This window comes from Hymenobacter baengnokdamensis (assembly GCF_008728635.1).
Lineage (GTDB): Bacteria > Bacteroidota > Bacteroidia > Cytophagales > Hymenobacteraceae > Hymenobacter > Hymenobacter baengnokdamensis.
This window is the reverse complement of sequence record NZ_CP044285.1, coordinates 1,950,364-1,964,051: the sequence shown is the minus strand read 5'-3', so window position 1 is coordinate 1,964,051 and position 13,688 is coordinate 1,950,364. Positions and strand designations below refer to the sequence as shown.

12 protein-coding genes are annotated in these 13,688 nt (G+C 60.7%); 6 read left to right on the top strand and 6 right to left on the bottom strand.

Annotated features, from left to right (window positions below):
- The first annotated feature begins 3 nt into the window (after positions 1-3).
- The 3 genes from pbpC (at position 4) to F6X24_RS08350 (ending at position 3,744) form a co-directional block, all read left to right on the top strand.
- The gene (pbpC, locus tag F6X24_RS08360) at positions 4-2,379 is read left to right on the top strand and encodes a penicillin-binding protein 1C (protein WP_151087570.1); all 2,376 of its coding nucleotides are present in this window, start codon (positions 4-6) and stop codon (positions 2,377-2,379) included.
- 143 nt (positions 2,380-2,522) lie between these two features.
- On the top strand, positions 2,523-3,143 hold the full coding sequence (locus F6X24_RS08355; RefSeq protein WP_151087569.1) for a hypothetical protein: 621 nt from the start codon (positions 2,523-2,525) through the stop codon (positions 3,141-3,143).
- A 91-nt stretch (positions 3,144-3,234) separates the two neighbouring features.
- Positions 3,235-3,744, top strand: coding sequence for a YybH family protein (locus F6X24_RS08350; RefSeq protein ID WP_151087568.1), 510 nt, complete (start codon positions 3,235-3,237; stop codon positions 3,742-3,744).
- Positions 3,745-3,842: 98 nt separating this feature from the next.
- Here F6X24_RS08350 and F6X24_RS08345 read toward each other — a convergent pair whose 3' ends face one another.
- The 3 genes from F6X24_RS08345 to F6X24_RS08335 all read right to left on the bottom strand — a co-directional run bounded on the left by F6X24_RS08345 (position 3,843) and on the right by F6X24_RS08335 (position 7,055).
- Positions 3,843-4,235 carry a DUF779 domain-containing protein gene (locus tag F6X24_RS08345; RefSeq protein ID WP_151087567.1) on the bottom strand — a complete coding sequence of 131 codons (393 nt, stop codon included), beginning with the start codon at positions 4,233-4,235 and terminating at the stop codon, positions 3,843-3,845.
- Positions 4,236-4,285: 50 nt separating this feature from the next.
- Complete coding sequence (locus tag F6X24_RS08340; protein ID WP_151087566.1) at positions 4,286-5,404, bottom strand: serine hydrolase domain-containing protein; 1,119 nt, start codon at positions 5,402-5,404, stop codon at positions 4,286-4,288.
- 121 nt (positions 5,405-5,525) lie between these two features.
- Positions 5,526-7,055, bottom strand: coding sequence for an aldehyde dehydrogenase family protein (locus F6X24_RS08335; RefSeq protein ID WP_151087565.1), 1,530 nt, complete (start codon positions 7,053-7,055; stop codon positions 5,526-5,528).
- Between the two features lie 228 nt (positions 7,056-7,283).
- Between F6X24_RS08335 and F6X24_RS08330 the strand changes: the two genes are divergently transcribed.
- Complete coding sequence (locus F6X24_RS08330; RefSeq protein WP_151087564.1) at positions 7,284-8,210, top strand: AraC family transcriptional regulator; 927 nt, start codon at positions 7,284-7,286, stop codon at positions 8,208-8,210.
- 30 nt (positions 8,211-8,240) lie between these two features.
- Complete coding sequence (locus tag F6X24_RS08325) at positions 8,241-10,448, top strand: glycoside hydrolase 5 family protein (RefSeq protein WP_151087563.1); 2,208 nt, start codon at positions 8,241-8,243, stop codon at positions 10,446-10,448.
- Here F6X24_RS08325 and F6X24_RS08320 read toward each other — a convergent pair.
- Positions 10,442-10,957 carry a GreA/GreB family elongation factor gene (locus F6X24_RS08320; protein ID WP_151087562.1) on the bottom strand — a complete coding sequence of 172 codons (516 nt, stop codon included), beginning with the start codon at positions 10,955-10,957 and terminating at the stop codon, positions 10,442-10,444. The genes F6X24_RS08325 and F6X24_RS08320 overlap by 7 nt on opposite strands.
- A gap of 116 nt (positions 10,958-11,073) precedes the next feature.
- Here F6X24_RS08320 and F6X24_RS08315 point away from each other — a divergent pair, with 116 nt between their 5' ends.
- A complete protein-coding gene (locus tag F6X24_RS08315) occupies positions 11,074-12,273 on the top strand; it encodes an MFS transporter (protein ID WP_151087561.1) in 1,200 nt (399 codons plus the stop codon).
- Between the two features lie 9 nt (positions 12,274-12,282).
- Here the strand turns inward: F6X24_RS08315 and F6X24_RS08310 are convergent, their stop codons facing one another.
- The gene (locus F6X24_RS08310; RefSeq protein WP_151087560.1) at positions 12,283-12,723 is read right to left on the bottom strand and encodes a hypothetical protein; all 441 of its coding nucleotides are present in this window, start codon (positions 12,721-12,723) and stop codon (positions 12,283-12,285) included.
- 82 nt (positions 12,724-12,805) lie between these two features.
- Positions 12,806-13,687, bottom strand: a complete 882-nt coding sequence (gene rfbD / locus F6X24_RS08305) for a dTDP-4-dehydrorhamnose reductase (protein ID WP_229725430.1) — start codon at positions 13,685-13,687, stop codon at positions 12,806-12,808.
- Position 13,688: the final 1 nt, after the last annotated feature.

The window sequence follows — 13,688 nt, the reverse complement described above, 5'->3', positions numbered from 1 at the left end:
TGCATGAGGCATCGGCAGAGGCTTTTTCGGGTTGCGCTGGGGCTGGCCTTTCTGGTGCTGCTGGCCGGGCTGGCCGACCGCCACTGGCCGCTGCCACCCGTGCCGCAGTACTCGCCGCTGGTACTGGCCGCCGACGGCAGTGTGCTGCACGCCTACCTCAACCCCACCCAGAAGTGGCGCATGAAAACCGAGCTGCCGGAGATAACGCCGGTGCTGCAAACCGCAATTATTGAGAAAGAAGACCGGTATTTTCGCTATCATTTCGGCGTTAATCCGGTGGCGATAGTGCAGGCTGCCGGGCGCAACCTGCTGGGCCGGGGCCGCACTACCGGGGCCAGCACCATTACCATGCAGGTGGCGCGGCTACTGGAGCCCAAAGCGCGCACCTTCGGCAATAAGCTGCTGGAGATGCTGCGCGCCGTGCAGCTGGAGGCTCACTATAGCAAATCCGAGCTATTGCAGCTCTACCTCAACCTGGTGCCTTACGGCTCTAATATTGAAGGCGTGAAGTCGGCGGCTTTGCTTTATTTTCAGCAGCCCCCCGATTATCTGTCGCTGGCCCAGACGGTTACGCTGGCCATTATTCCCAACCGGCCGGGCGGGCTGGTGCTCGGAAAAAACAATGCGCAGATTGTGCAGGAGCGCAATCGCTGGCTCCGCTATTTCGGGCGCAAAAAGCTCTTTCCGGCTCAGGATATTGCCGATGCGCTGCTGGAGCCGCTGGCCGTGCATCGGCACCCCGCTCCGGCCCTGGCCCCGCACCTGGCCCGGCGGCTGGTGCTGAGCCAGTCAGCCGAGGCACTTATTCACAGCAGCTTGCTGCCGGCAACCCAGGCCAAGGCCGAAGACCTAGCCCGCAACTACGTGCGCCGCCTGGCCACGCTGGGCATTTCGCAGGCCGCCGTGCTGGTAGTAAATAACCAGACCCGTGCCGTAGAAGCCTACGTAGGCGCTATCGATTTTCAGGATGCGGCCGCGCTGGGGCAGGTCGATGGCGTGCGGGCGGTGCGCTCGCCGGGCAGCACGCTCAAGCCCCTGCTCTATGGGCTGGCGCTCGACCAGGGCCTGCTGACGCCCAAAACCGTGCTGCCCGATGTGCCCACCAATTTCCAGGGCTTCCGGCCCGAAAACTTCGACAAGCACTGCCAGGGCGAGGTGACGATGGAGCGGGCGCTGACTTACTCGCTCAATATCCCGGCCGTGCGCGTGCTCTCGGCGATGGGGGTTGATAATTTTACCGGCAAGCTGCGGCAGGCGGGCTTTCGGCAGGTGGCGCGCGATGCGCCTCAGCTGGGCCTGAGCACCATTCTGGGCGGCTGCGGTGCCACGCTGGAAGAGCTGACGGGCCTGTACGCAGCCCTGGCAAATGGCGGGCGCTGGCAGGAACTAGAATTTTTAACTGATAAATCAAAATTTAACGAAGCCGCGCTAAAGGCCCGAGGAGCTTCTGGCAGCTCGTTGAATCCATTGTTGATTTCTGAAGCGGCCGCCTACCTCATCACCGACATCCTGGCCCAGCGCACGCGGCCCGACCTGCCCGTCGATGCCGCGGCCAGCCGGCACCTGCCGCGCATTGCCTGGAAAACCGGCACCAGCTACGGCCGCCGCGATGCCTGGAGCATCGGCTACAACCGCCGCTACACCATTGGGGTGTGGGTGGGCAATTTTAATGGGCAGGGGAGCCCGGCACTGACGGGGGCCGACGTTGCCTCACCTCTACTATTCGATTTATTCAACGCGCTGGCCTACAATGACTACAACGAATGGTTTACGCCGCCGGCCAGCCTCGACTTTCGGCTGGTATGCGCCGAAACCGGCCAGGTACCGGGCGAGCACTGCCCAAATCAGCTGCTCGATTATTACCTGCCGGGCGTGTCGGGGGGCCAGCGCTGCCAGCATATGCAGGAAGTATTGCTCTCGGCCGATGGCCGGTATTGCTACTGCCGGGCCTGTGCCCCGGCTAGTGGCTACCGTCGCGAGCTGTTTGCCAACCTGAAGCCCGAGGTGCTGGCCTTTCGCGAGAGCCAGGGCTTGCCCACGCGCCGCCTGCCGCCGCACAATCCGGCCTGCCGCCTGGTGCGCGGCCCCGACGAGGCCGGCAACACCGGCCCGGATGCCGCGCCGCTGCTAGCTATTACCTCGCCGGCGGCCCATGCCGAATACGTGCTCGATGCGGCCGAAAAACAGCAGCTACGCCTCAGCTGCGCGGCTCCGGCCGAAGTACGCCGCGTGTATTGGTACATCAATGACCGGTATCTGCAAGCAGCACCCGCCACGGCGCCGGTATTTTTCAGTCCGCCCCAGGGTGAGGTTAAGATATCGTGTGCCGACGACCGCGGGCGGACGGTGGAGGTACGGGTGCTGGTAAGGAAGCAGTAATAGCTACCAGCTTAGCGCTTATTTCGCATCAGAACGTTGGCTTCGGCTTTAACTACCAGCCCGCTACCTGCGTACCTGGCACAGTGCTTGCCACCTCCTCCGTACTACTTGCTTAGCTTAGCCATTCTCACTTACCTACTCCCATGAAACGCATTAGTTGGTTATTCCTGCTTCCGGCCCTGCTGGGTCTTTTTCCGGGCTACCAGGCCCAGGCCCAAACCCTGCCGCAGCCCCGCAAAGGCTGGAGCCCCGAAACAAAAGACGCCGCCATTGGCGGAGCGGCCGGCGTGTTGGGTGGCTTGCTCATCAATGGCCGCAACCGGAAAGTAGGTGGCCTGATTGGCGGCCTGGCCGGTGCCGGTGCCGGCTTTGCGCTCGGCAAATACACTGATAACAAGCGCAAAGCAGCCGACGCAGCGGCGGCGCAGCAAGCTGCCGCTCAGGAGCAGGCGGCCGCCGATGCCCAGGCAGCTGCTTCACAGCAGGCCGCCGCTGCCGAGCCTACCCCCGTTGCCCAGGCAACTGCCCACGCGGCTACCGAGCGGGCCACCGCCGCCCACGCCAAAGCTGCGCACGCTGCTGCCATCCGAATGGCTGCCGAGCGTCGCCTCGCAGCCGAGCGCCGGGCCGAAGCCAGCCAGGCTCGCGGAGCGGCCCCGGCCGTAGCCGATGTGGCTGTAGCAGCGGGCTTCTTCCCCAACCCTGGCTTCGACCAGGCGGGCACGCCGTATCCCGACTCGGCGGTGCTGCGCAAAAGCTGGTAGCCTCGCTTGCTGCCCGGTAAGCCAGCCAACCGGGCCTCGCCTGAGTGGCTGGCAATATTTTATTCTGTTGCCTAACTTACCCAAAACCTTCATGAAACTTTACTTACTCGCGTGCTGCACAGCCACGCTGCTCACCGCCTGCTCGGGCAATACCCACAACGCGGCCACCCCGACAGCGGCCACTACTTCCCCTGCCGATGCTACCAGCACGACGGCCAGCGTAGCCGACCTCGACCAGCAGTTTGTGAGCGCCTGGAACAATAAGGATGCGAGCAAGGTGACGGCGATGCTGGCCGATGACGTGCAGTTCCTGCAGGGAGCTACGCACTTTGTGGGCAAAGATGAAGTGACCAATAAATGGATTACCCCTACCATCAACACCATTGCCAACTTAAAAACCTACAGCGTAAGCACGGGCACCGAAGGCAGCCTGGCGTACGAGGCCGGCACCTTCTCAGTAGACGTACTGCCAACTCCGACCGAGAAAGTAATGGGTAACGGAACCGGCAACTACGTGTTTGTGTGGAAGAAAGCCGGTGATGGCAGCTGGAAAATCAGCATGGCGCACCTGGAAGACCTGCCCGTACAGGAGAAAAAATAGCTAAACAGGGGCTGCCTAATAAAGATTATTTAATATATATTAAATAATCTTTATTAGGCAGCCCCTGTTTAGCTAGCGCTATTGCCCGGTTCCGCGCCTCAAACCTGCTCCAGGTATTCTTCGCCATTGAGCACCGGGGCCATATCCTGCGCTTCTTCTGCCGTAAATAGCCGCGAGCGAATCAGAAACCGCACGCCCAGCGGAATTTCCAGTGAAAAGCTGGCGCCCCGGCCCTTCGTAACATCGATGGTAAGCTGCGTGTGCTGCCAGTATTCAAACTGACTGGAACTCATAAAAAAGTCGCAGCCGTGAATCTGGCCCAGCCATACGTCGCTGCCGCCGATGCGAAACTCACCTTTCTCAAAGCACATGGGCGACGAGCCATCGCAGCAGCCGCCGCTCTGGTGAAACATGAGCGGGCCGTGCTCCTCGCGCAGCAGGTCGATAGTGGCTTCGGCGGCCTGAGTAGCGAGCACACGGAAAGTAGACATGGGTGAGTGAAAAATACTGTCTGAATATAGAATCTATATTCTAAAATTACTTATTTACACGATAGAAATAAATCTCCTATCGCCTTCGCATTCAACGTAGCTCCCTGCCTGGAGTTGGCCAGAATAGCTACTACCAAGTCGTCGTCGGGATATAAGAGCAGGCTGGCGCTTCCTCCATTTACCACGCCATCGTGCCAGTATAGCTTATGGCCACTGCGGGTAGTTTCCAGGCGCCAGCCCATGCCGTAGTGCGTTGAGCGTCCATCGTGGGTGGCCTGGGAAGTGAATAACAGCCGCTTCTGGGCGGGTGTTAGAAAGGCTTTGCCTAGCAGGGCATTGCCATATTTCACTAGGTCTTCGGCAGTTGAGAGCATTCCGCCGCTCGGGTACTTATAGCTCACATCGTCGGCAATAGCTAGTTGACTGCCTTTACTATAGAGCCGACTGCGGTCGGACGATACGCTGTCGGCGCGGTCGCCGCTGGTGTACACCATGCCGAGTGGCTGCCACACGGCGCGCTGCATATAGTGCAGAAAAGGCTCGCCAGAGGCACCTTCGATAACTGCGCCTAACAGGTTCCACCCGAATGAGGAGTAAAAAAACCGGGTGCCCGGCTCCGCCACCAACGGGTCGTTCTGAAATACGGCCAGGGCCTGCGTGGCCGTTTGATAATGCTCGGTGCGCAGGGCATCATGCCCATCGCCGGGGCGGTAGTGGCGAATGCCGGCTAGGTGCCCGGCTAGCGCTCGCGCGGTAATTGGAGAGCCCGAGGCCGGAAACCCAGGCACGTAGCGCTGCACCGGCGCATCGAGTTCAAGGCGATGAGTAGCGGCCAATTGCACTAATGCTACGGAAGTCAAGGATTTGGATACGCTGCCCACCCGAAATCGGGTAGTGGTTGTGACGGGCAGCTGTCGGGCCACATCGGCATATCCCAGGCCTTCTGACAAGAGCATCTGCCCCCGCAGGCTGGCGGCTACCTGCATACCCGGAATAGCCTGGGTTTGCTGATATTCCTGTAGCAGGTGCAATGCCTGGGGCACCGCTTCGCAGCCGGGAGCCGACTGGCGCGCCAAATGCCGCCTGGCATCAAGCTGCCGGCCACCAGGACCACCGACGGTGAGACTAATCCCTAACAGCCAGCTTACTCCTTTTACTTTCCAAGTCATTTTTACTGATTGAAGCCAGTTCTACAGGGAGCAAAGCGCCATGCTGAACTTACGAATTGTTTCGTGAAGCTAGCATGACGCTGCCCTGAGCTGCAATCAGTTAGCGAAACCAGCCGCTTGCCTAAAAGAAGCCCAGCTTCTGCTGGCTGTAGCTGATGAGCATGTTTTTGGTCTGGCGGTAGTGGGCCAGCATCATTTTATGGTTTTCGCGGCCGAAGCCTGAAGCTTTGTAGCCACCAAAAGGCGCCCCGGCGGGGTAGTCGTGGTAGCAGTTGACCCACACGCGGCCGGCCTGAATGGCGCGGGGCATCTGGTACAGCTCGTGGGCATCGCGGCTCCAGAGGCCGGCTCCGAGGCCGTAGAGCGTGTCATTGGCCAGCTCAATGGCTTCGGCGCTGTCTTTAAAAGTAGTAACCGACAGCACCGGGCCGAAGATTTCCTCCTGGAAAATCCGCATCTTGTTGTGCCCCCTAAATATGGTTGGCTGAATATAGTAGCCCTCTGCTAAGGCACCGTCCTGCTGCTGGTAGGCTTCGCCGCCCACGAGCACTTCGGCCCCTTCGGCCTTGCCGATTTCCAGGTAGCTCAGGATTTTCTCAAACTGGTCGTTCGAGGCCTGCGCCCCCATCATCGTTTCGGTATCCATTGGATTGCCGAGCTTGATGGCCTTCACGCGCTCGATGACGCGGGCAATAAACTTATCGTAGATGTCTTCGTGCACCAGCAGGCGCGAGGGGCAGGTGCAGATTTCGCCCTGGTTCAGGGCAAACATCACCGCGCCTTCGATGCACTTGTCGAGGAAGTCATCGTCGTGGTCCATCACACTCTTGCAGAAGATGTTGGGTGACTTGCCTCCCAGCTCCATCGTAACGGGAATGATGTTTTCGGCGGCGTATTGCAGGATGAGGCGGCCGGTCGTGGTTTCGCCCGTAAACGACACTTTCTGCACGCGCTTGTTGCTGGCCAGCGGCTTGCCGGCTTCCAGGCCGAAGCCATTGACCACGTTGAGCACGCCAGCGGGCACCACGTCCTGAATCAGCTCCATGAGTACCATGATGCTGGCGGGCGTTTGCTCGGCGGGCTTCACTACCACGCAGCAGCCGGCGGCCAGGGCGGGCGCAATTTTCCAGGTGGCCATCAGCAGCGGGAAATTCCAGGGGATAATCTGGCCGATAACGCCCAGCGGCTCCTGAATTACCAGCGACAAAGTATTCTCATTCAGCTCGGTAGCCGAGCCTTCTTCGGCCCGGATAACCCCCGCGAAGTAGCGGAAGTGGTCGATGCACAGCGGCAGGTCGGCCGCCATCGTTTCGCGGATAGCCTTGCCGTTTTCCACCGTCTCGACGGCCGCCAGGTAAGGCAGGTTGGCCTCCATGATGTCGGCGATTTTCAGCAGCACGCCGCTACGGGTGGCCGGCGAAGTCTTGCTCCAGGTTTTGAATGCGTCGTGGGCCGCGTCGAGCGCCAGCTCAATATCCTCCTTGCTGCTGCGGGCTACTTTACAGAAGGCTTTGCCATCGATGGGCGACGGATTATCGAAGTACTGGCCTTTAACCGGCGCTACCCATTTGCCGCCGATGAAGTTATCGTAGTGCGACTTAAACTGGGGACGAGCCACCACGGTGGTGGGCTTTTCAAGGGTTTCAACCATAACTAGGTGGGAATTTTAAGGCGGTGAGGGAACAGGACAAAGGTTGTTGCCGGCCCAGCCTGGCTAGCTGTGGTATTGTCGCAAAAAATGTTGAAATTGCCGCAACTTGCGTTAGTAAGTCATCACTTACTGCAAAGCAGTTAGAAGAGAAATAGCCTAGATTGAGCTATTCCTCTTAACCAGCTCGTGATTTTAAGCTTTTAAGTTATCCCCCTTTACTTCTCACCCATGCCCGCCCGCGTTCATTTGCCTGCTGCCGTGCCGCTGCTTGCGCTGGGACAGCTGCATTCTTTGGTTGAGAACCGTACGGTTTTTGCGCTCGACTCATTTGAGCTGAGCATTTTTGAGACGCATCAGGCAGCGCACCGGGTGGCGCTGCGGCTCGATGGCCTGGCCCTTACGACCATGCTGCGCGGCAAAAAAGTAATGCACCTGCCCGGCCGCCCGGCTTTCGACTACCTGCCCGGCGAATCGGTAGTAGTGGGCGAAGATGAGCTAATGGAGATTGACTTTCCCGAGGCCTGCCTGGGCCAGCCCACGCAATGCCTGGCGGTGGCCATTGCCCCCGATACGATTCGCCAGACTATCGACTTGCTGAACGAGCGCTACCCGCGGGTTGAAGCTCACGCGCCCTGGGCCCTGGCCGGCCCCGAGTTCGCGCACCTCATTAATACGCCCGAGCTGACCGGCACGCTGGAACGCCTGGTAGCCGTGTCGCGCACTACCGATGCTGCCAAGGATGTGCTGGCCGGCTTCACGCTGCAAGAGCTGCTGGTGCGCCTGTTGCAGACGCAGGCCCGTGAGCTGATTTTTCAGGATTATGCCCGGCACCTGACTACGCACCGCTTCGCGGCCGTAGTACATTATATAAAAGAGCACTTAACTGATAACCTGTCGGTTGACAAGCTTAGTGAGCTGGCCTGCATGAGCAAGGCAACGTTTTTCCGGGTATTCAAGCGCGAGTTTGGCCTGACGCCGGTCGAGTTCATTGTACGTGAGCGACTGGCCGAAGCCAAGCGCCTGCTGCGCCAGCCGCTGACCAGCGTAGCCGAGGTGTGCCTGCGCGCCGGCTTCAACAACCTCTCCTACTTCCAGGCCTTGTTTAAGAAGCACGAGGGCCTGACGCCGGGCGCTTATAAAAAGCAGCTCGGCTAGCTTGTTTCGACCCTGTCCCATCTTTGCAGCATGATGCAGATACGGATGGTGGGGCTGCTGTGGCTGCTGGCACGCGTAGCAACGGCCCAGGTGCACGAGGTAGTGGTACTAGCCCCGGCCATCAAAAATGGCGTGGTCCAGACGCGCTGCTACCAGAAGATTGAGCTGGCGGTGGCCCTGCAGCCGGCCGTGCAGGCCGCCATTGCCGCCGGCACGCTAAACCCGTACGACCCGCAGGCCGTGGACCTTACGGCCGAGCTGACCGAGCTGGCCACCGGCCGCCCGGTGCAGGCGCCGGTGCTGGGCTACTATACCGAGCGCTTTCGGGTTGATGCGGATGGGCAGGCTATTGGGGCGGCTTTGGCAAGTGCCCATCCGTGGCGGCTGCGCTTTGTGCTGGAACGGCCGGGACGCTACCGCCTGCGCCTGCACTGCCACCGGCCCGCTGACCCGGCACCCGAGGCAACTGATTCGGGCTTTGAGTTTGTGGCCGGGCCGGCACTGGCCGGGCAGCACGGGCCGCTGCGCTTTCCAGCCGGGCAGCCATTTCTGGAATTTGCCGATGGGCACAGCTTTTTTGCCGTGGGCGAAAATCTGACGGGTTATTCGGGGGCCAGCCAGTTTGTGCCGGCGGGTGTCAAAGCCACCGGGCGCAATGCTTACCCCCCTTATGCCATTAAAGCTTACCGCCAGGTATTTAGCGACTTGCAGGCCGTTGGCGGCAATTTTGCCCGCGTAATGCTGCTGCCTTCCTCCTTTGAGTTTGAGTGGCAGCAGGCAGGTAATTATGAGGCTGGGCAAAACCGGGCCCAGGACCTCGACGCCCTGTTGGCCCTGGCCGAGCAAAAGGGGATTTACCTTCAAGTATCAGCTTTTATTAATATTGCTTTCAACCTCAAAATCGAGCGTGACTCAAGCCAGGATGCCTACGTGTGGGCACACAATCCCTACCACCGGCTGCCGGGCGTGAGCCAGCCCATCGACGTGTTTCGCAACCCTGCCGACAGCTGCAGCCTGAACCTGGCGGCTAAGCAGCTTTTTGCCAACAAATTGCGCTATATAGTAGCCCGCTGGGGATACTCCTCGCACCTGGCGGCAGTAGAGCTTTTTAATGAGTTTGACAATCTGGGCAGCGACCAGGGGCCGAAACCCCAAAGCGTTTACTGGGGCCGGCAGTCGGCCTGCCGTCACCCCAACTCCTATTATATCGACCAGATGCAGGTACTGCTGGCGCGCCGGCTGCAGGCGTGGTGCCCCCGGCTGCTCGTCACCAGCAGTCCGGCGGCCTACGTAGCGGGCGGCGGCTTCTTTGCCGACTCGGCGGTGTCGTTTGTCAGCTATCACTTTTACAACGACTTACAGAATTATAGCCAGCTTAATAGCTACATAGCTGCCTGCGAGCAGGCTCGCTACCACAAGCCCGTGCAGTGGGGCGAGTATGGATTTAACCAGAGCTGGTACCACGCCCGCAACATGGCTGAGATTCGCAATCCACTGTGGTCGTCGGCGTTTAGTGGCAGCTTCGGGGCGGGCTTGTTTTTCTGGAGCTGGGGCATCACGCACCACAACTGGCGCGGCGTACAGCAGGGGTTTTTGTCCTTCCAGGCGCTGGCCAGCTTTTTTGCGGCCGAAGACCTGGCCTGCCAGCCCTACCAGCCCCTACGCACCGCGCTGGTGCCCGAGCGGGCGGCCCCGCGCCCCTGTACCCCCCAAGGCATTGGCCCGCCCGAGTGCCTGAACCCTGCTCAGGCTAATCGCGCCTGGCCGGACCCATATAACGACTCTACGCTGGTGGTGCCGGCATCGCTGCTGCCCTCCGACCCACGCCTGGAAGCATTTGCCCTGCACAATACAGAGCGTGTGCTGGGCTGGGTGCATCAGCGGGAGGAATACTGGTACAACCTGCCGCACAACAATGAACTGGCGCAGCAGGCCCATTTTTCGCATCCCGACTCCTTGGGCCGCCTGCCGGCCGGCGACCAGCTGCACCGCTACGTGAGTGACCTGTGCGGGGCGAGCCTGCGCGTGCCCGGCCTGCGCCCACTCGCCCGCTACCGCCTCGACTGGTGGCAAACGCTGGGCGCGGGGGGGCCGCGACCCGGCTATTCGCGCCTTATCCGGACCGATGCGGCCGGCGTGGCGCTGCTGCCGGTGCCCGACCTCATTGCCCCCGACGCGGCAGGCAACGCCCCCGATTATGCCTTTAAGCTTTATTGGCTCTCCGGGCCGGCTCAGTAGCTGAGCGCCGCTATTTCTACCGTTTCAGCCTGCCCGCCCAGGCTTACGACTACTTGCGCGCCCAGGCGGGCCCCGATAATAGCGCGGGCCAGCGGCGCCACAAAGCCGACCTTGCCCGCGGCTACGCTGGCCTCGTCGACGCCCACAATCGTAAACTTTCGCTCAAAGCCAGCTTTGCCGCCGCTCAGCGTCCGCAGCGTGACGGTAGCCCCGAAGCGCACTTCGCCCGGCGGCTGGGTGCGGGGGTCTACCACTTTGGCACTGGCTATACGCTCGGTTAGCAAGGCCAGTCGGCCGTTGAGGAGCGACAGGCGATGCGTACGGTCAGTATCGTTGTCGCGGTCGGCCTCGGCCGCGGCGCGCTCGGCTTCGAGCCCGACCAGCTCGGTGCGCAGCAGCTCCAGCCCGGTGGGAGTAACATAGTTTGGACTGCCCGGCGGCAATGCGGCGCGGGGCGGCACAATGGGTGGGGTCTGGGCATCGTCTTCCTTTACAAATCCTCGGCTCATACCCTGGGCAAACGCAGGCAGCGCGACGGAGTTGTGCCCTGGCCCGAAACCCCAGCGGTGAGTTAAGAGTTGAGTGCCTTATTCACTATTGCGAGGCGTACGCTTCGCACTATCCGATGTCAGAGCTGCTCACCGAGCCTAGTATTTTGCCCCCCAAGCCAGTTGCCCGCCTCGATACGGCCCTGGTCTGGCTGATGGCCCTCACCTGCGGGCTGGTGGTCGCCAATATTTATTATAACCAACCGCTGCTGGCCGCCATTGGCCGTACGTTTCACATCCGCGATAGCCAGGCTAGCCTGGTAGCCACGGCTACGCAGGTAGGCTACACGCTGGGCATGCTGCTGGTGGTGCCGCTGGGCGATATGCTGGAGCGCAAGCGCCTCATGCTATGGATGCTGCTCGGCGCCGCAGCCTGCCTGGGCGCGGCGGCGCTGGCTCCCTCGTTCGGGCTGCTCGCCCTTGCCAGCGTGCTTATCGGCATCTGCTCGGCGGTGCCGCAGTTGCTGCTGCCGATGGCGGCTCACCTCGCCCCCGAGGCCGACCGGGGCCGCATTGTAGGGCGCATTATGAGTGGCTTGCTTATCGGCATTCTGCTTTCGCGCACCGTAAGCGGCTACGTGGGGGCGCACCTGGGCTGGCGCGTGGTATTTGAAGGCGCTGCCGGCCTGATGCTGGCCCTGGCCGGCCTGCTGGCCTGGCGGCTGCCTGCCGACCGCCCCACTTTCCAGGGCACGTATGCTTCGCTGATGAAGTCGCTGCTTACCCTCACGACCGAGCTGGCCCCCTTGCGGCGCTCGGCGCTGGTCGGGGCCAGTGTGTTTGCTGCCTTCAGCGTGTTCTGGACTACCCTGGTTTTTTACCTCGAAAGCCCGGTTTACCACTATGGCAGCGCCGTAGCAGGCTTTTTCGGGCTGGTGGGGGCCGTGGGTGCGCTGGCTGCCCCACTGGCCGGCAAGATGGCCGACACCCGCGGCCCGCGCTACGCCATCACGGCGGGCCTGGGGCTGGCGCTGGCTTCGTATGTGCTGCTGGGGCTGGGCGGCGGCTACCTGGCCGGGCTGGTACTGGGCGTTATTCTACTCGACGTGGGCGTGCAGTCGGCCCATATTTCCAACCAGACGCTCGTGTTCTCGCTCCGCCCCGAGGCCCGCAGCCGCCTCAACACGGTGTACATGACGGGGTATTTCACGGGGGGCTCCATCGGCTCCATCGTCGGCGGTATCGCCTGGACGCACTTCGGCTGGCCGGGCGTGTGTATTGTGGGTAGCGCGTTTGTAGCACTGGCGCTGGTGATTCACCGCAGCTACGGGCGGTAGCAATGACCCCTACTGTCTTTTAGCTAATTGCACATTAGTGAGAGTAAGTTCAGGTAAACGGTCGCCCCAAGCTATTTGCATTGCCGTGTTATCATACTCATACAACGTGCGCCACGGCGTATGTTGCGCCTGCGGCACGAGCTGATAGTTAAACTGAATAGTGCTGCCTACTTTATAAGTGACAGTATCTAGCAAAGTGACAGTATCTAGCAAATTGAATGTCTTTATTTCCTGGTAGGCTACCCCATTTAAGCCAGCAAAAAATAAGGGGGTAACATCCACTTCCCAGCGGGGTCGGGGATTGTTGCCAGCATCGTCAATCGTGCTCTCAATCCGCACTACCCGGCCAGTCGTTAAAGAAACTGCAGGCTCGGCCGCGTCTTTCTCGCAGCTATTGCTCATAGCCAGCAAACTAATTCCAGTAAGTGCGAGGAGGCGAAGTGCTTTCATGACAGATTTGGTTAGCAGTGAAGAAACGTCTTTTGCGAGAGAGTACGTTGCCTTTCATTTAGTTGCAGCACACCACAAATAGTTAATCCCCTTCACCCAACTTCCCCAAACAAGTCTGCAAACTCACTCGCCAATGCGGAATTTCTACACCTAACACCTTTTTTGCCTTGCTCTTATCCAGCACGGAGTAAGTTGGGCGAGTGGCTTTAGTAGGATACTCGGCCGTGCGGATGGGCACCGTTCTTACGGTAGTGCCGCTTAGCTCAAAAATGGCCGTGGCGAAGTCGTACCACGACGTCACGCCTTCGTTGCTGTAGTGGTAAATGCCGTAGGCCTGGCTCTCCGTTTCAATAAGATGCAAAATGCAGCCGGCCAGGTCGATGGCGTAGGTGGGCGTGCCCAGCTGGTCCCAGATAACGCGTAGCTCAGCGCGCTCACGGCCCAGCCTGAGCATGGTTTTCACGAAGTTGTTGGCAAACTCGGAGTAGAGCCAGCTGGTGCGCAGAATAAAATACTGGCTGGTGAGCGTCGGAATTACCCGCTCGCCTGCCAGCTTGGTGAGGCCGTAGACGCTGATGGGCGCGGCCTCGTCGGTTTCGACGAGCGGCTGATTGCCGGTACCGGCAAAGACAAAATCGGTCGAAATCTGGATGAGCGTCGTGCCAAACTCGCCGCACAGGCGGGCCAGGTTTTCGACGCCGTCGCGGTTCACCTGGCGGGCCAGCTCCGGCTCATCCTCGGCTTTGTCTACCGCCGTGTAGGCCGCGCAGTTGATGGCGTAGGCCGGGCGATGCTGCTCAAACAGCTCGCGCAAGCCCGCCGGGTTCAGGATGTTGGCGTGCGACTCGGGCGGAAAAACCAGGCCCGGCAGGCTGCGCTCCTGTGCCACCTGCGCCAAACATTGCCCTAATTGGCCCGAGGCCCCAAAAACCAGCGTATTCTTCATCAAAACAGGGTGCGCCATA

Bases quoted from the DNA above. Each gene is read 5' to 3' on its own strand.
- pbpC (WP_151087570.1), top strand. From the start codon at position 4: ATGAGGCATCGGCAGAGGCTTTTTCGGGTTGCGCTGGGGCTGGCCTTT.
- F6X24_RS08355 (WP_151087569.1), top strand. From the start codon at position 2,523: ATGAAACGCATTAGTTGGTTATTCCTGCTTCCGGCCCTGCTGGGTCTT.
- F6X24_RS08350 (WP_151087568.1), top strand. From the start codon at position 3,235: ATGAAACTTTACTTACTCGCGTGCTGCACAGCCACGCTGCTCACCGCC.
- F6X24_RS08345 (WP_151087567.1), bottom strand. From the start codon at position 4,235: ATGTCTACTTTCCGTGTGCTCGCTACTCAGGCCGCCGAAGCCACTATC.
- F6X24_RS08340 (WP_151087566.1), bottom strand. From the start codon at position 5,404: ATGACTTGGAAAGTAAAAGGAGTAAGCTGGCTGTTAGGGATTAGTCTC.
- F6X24_RS08335 (WP_151087565.1), bottom strand. From the start codon at position 7,055: ATGGTTGAAACCCTTGAAAAGCCCACCACCGTGGTGGCTCGTCCCCAG.
- F6X24_RS08330 (WP_151087564.1), top strand. From the start codon at position 7,284: ATGCCCGCCCGCGTTCATTTGCCTGCTGCCGTGCCGCTGCTTGCGCTG.
- F6X24_RS08325 (WP_151087563.1), top strand. From the start codon at position 8,241: ATGATGCAGATACGGATGGTGGGGCTGCTGTGGCTGCTGGCACGCGTA.
- F6X24_RS08320 (WP_151087562.1), bottom strand. From the start codon at position 10,957: ATGAGCCGAGGATTTGTAAAGGAAGACGATGCCCAGACCCCACCCATT.
- F6X24_RS08315 (WP_151087561.1), top strand. From the start codon at position 11,074: ATGTCAGAGCTGCTCACCGAGCCTAGTATTTTGCCCCCCAAGCCAGTT.
- F6X24_RS08310 (WP_151087560.1), bottom strand. From the start codon at position 12,723: ATGAAAGCACTTCGCCTCCTCGCACTTACTGGAATTAGTTTGCTGGCT.
- rfbD (WP_229725430.1), bottom strand. From the start codon at position 13,687: ATGGCGCACCCTGTTTTGATGAAGAATACGCTGGTTTTTGGGGCCTCG.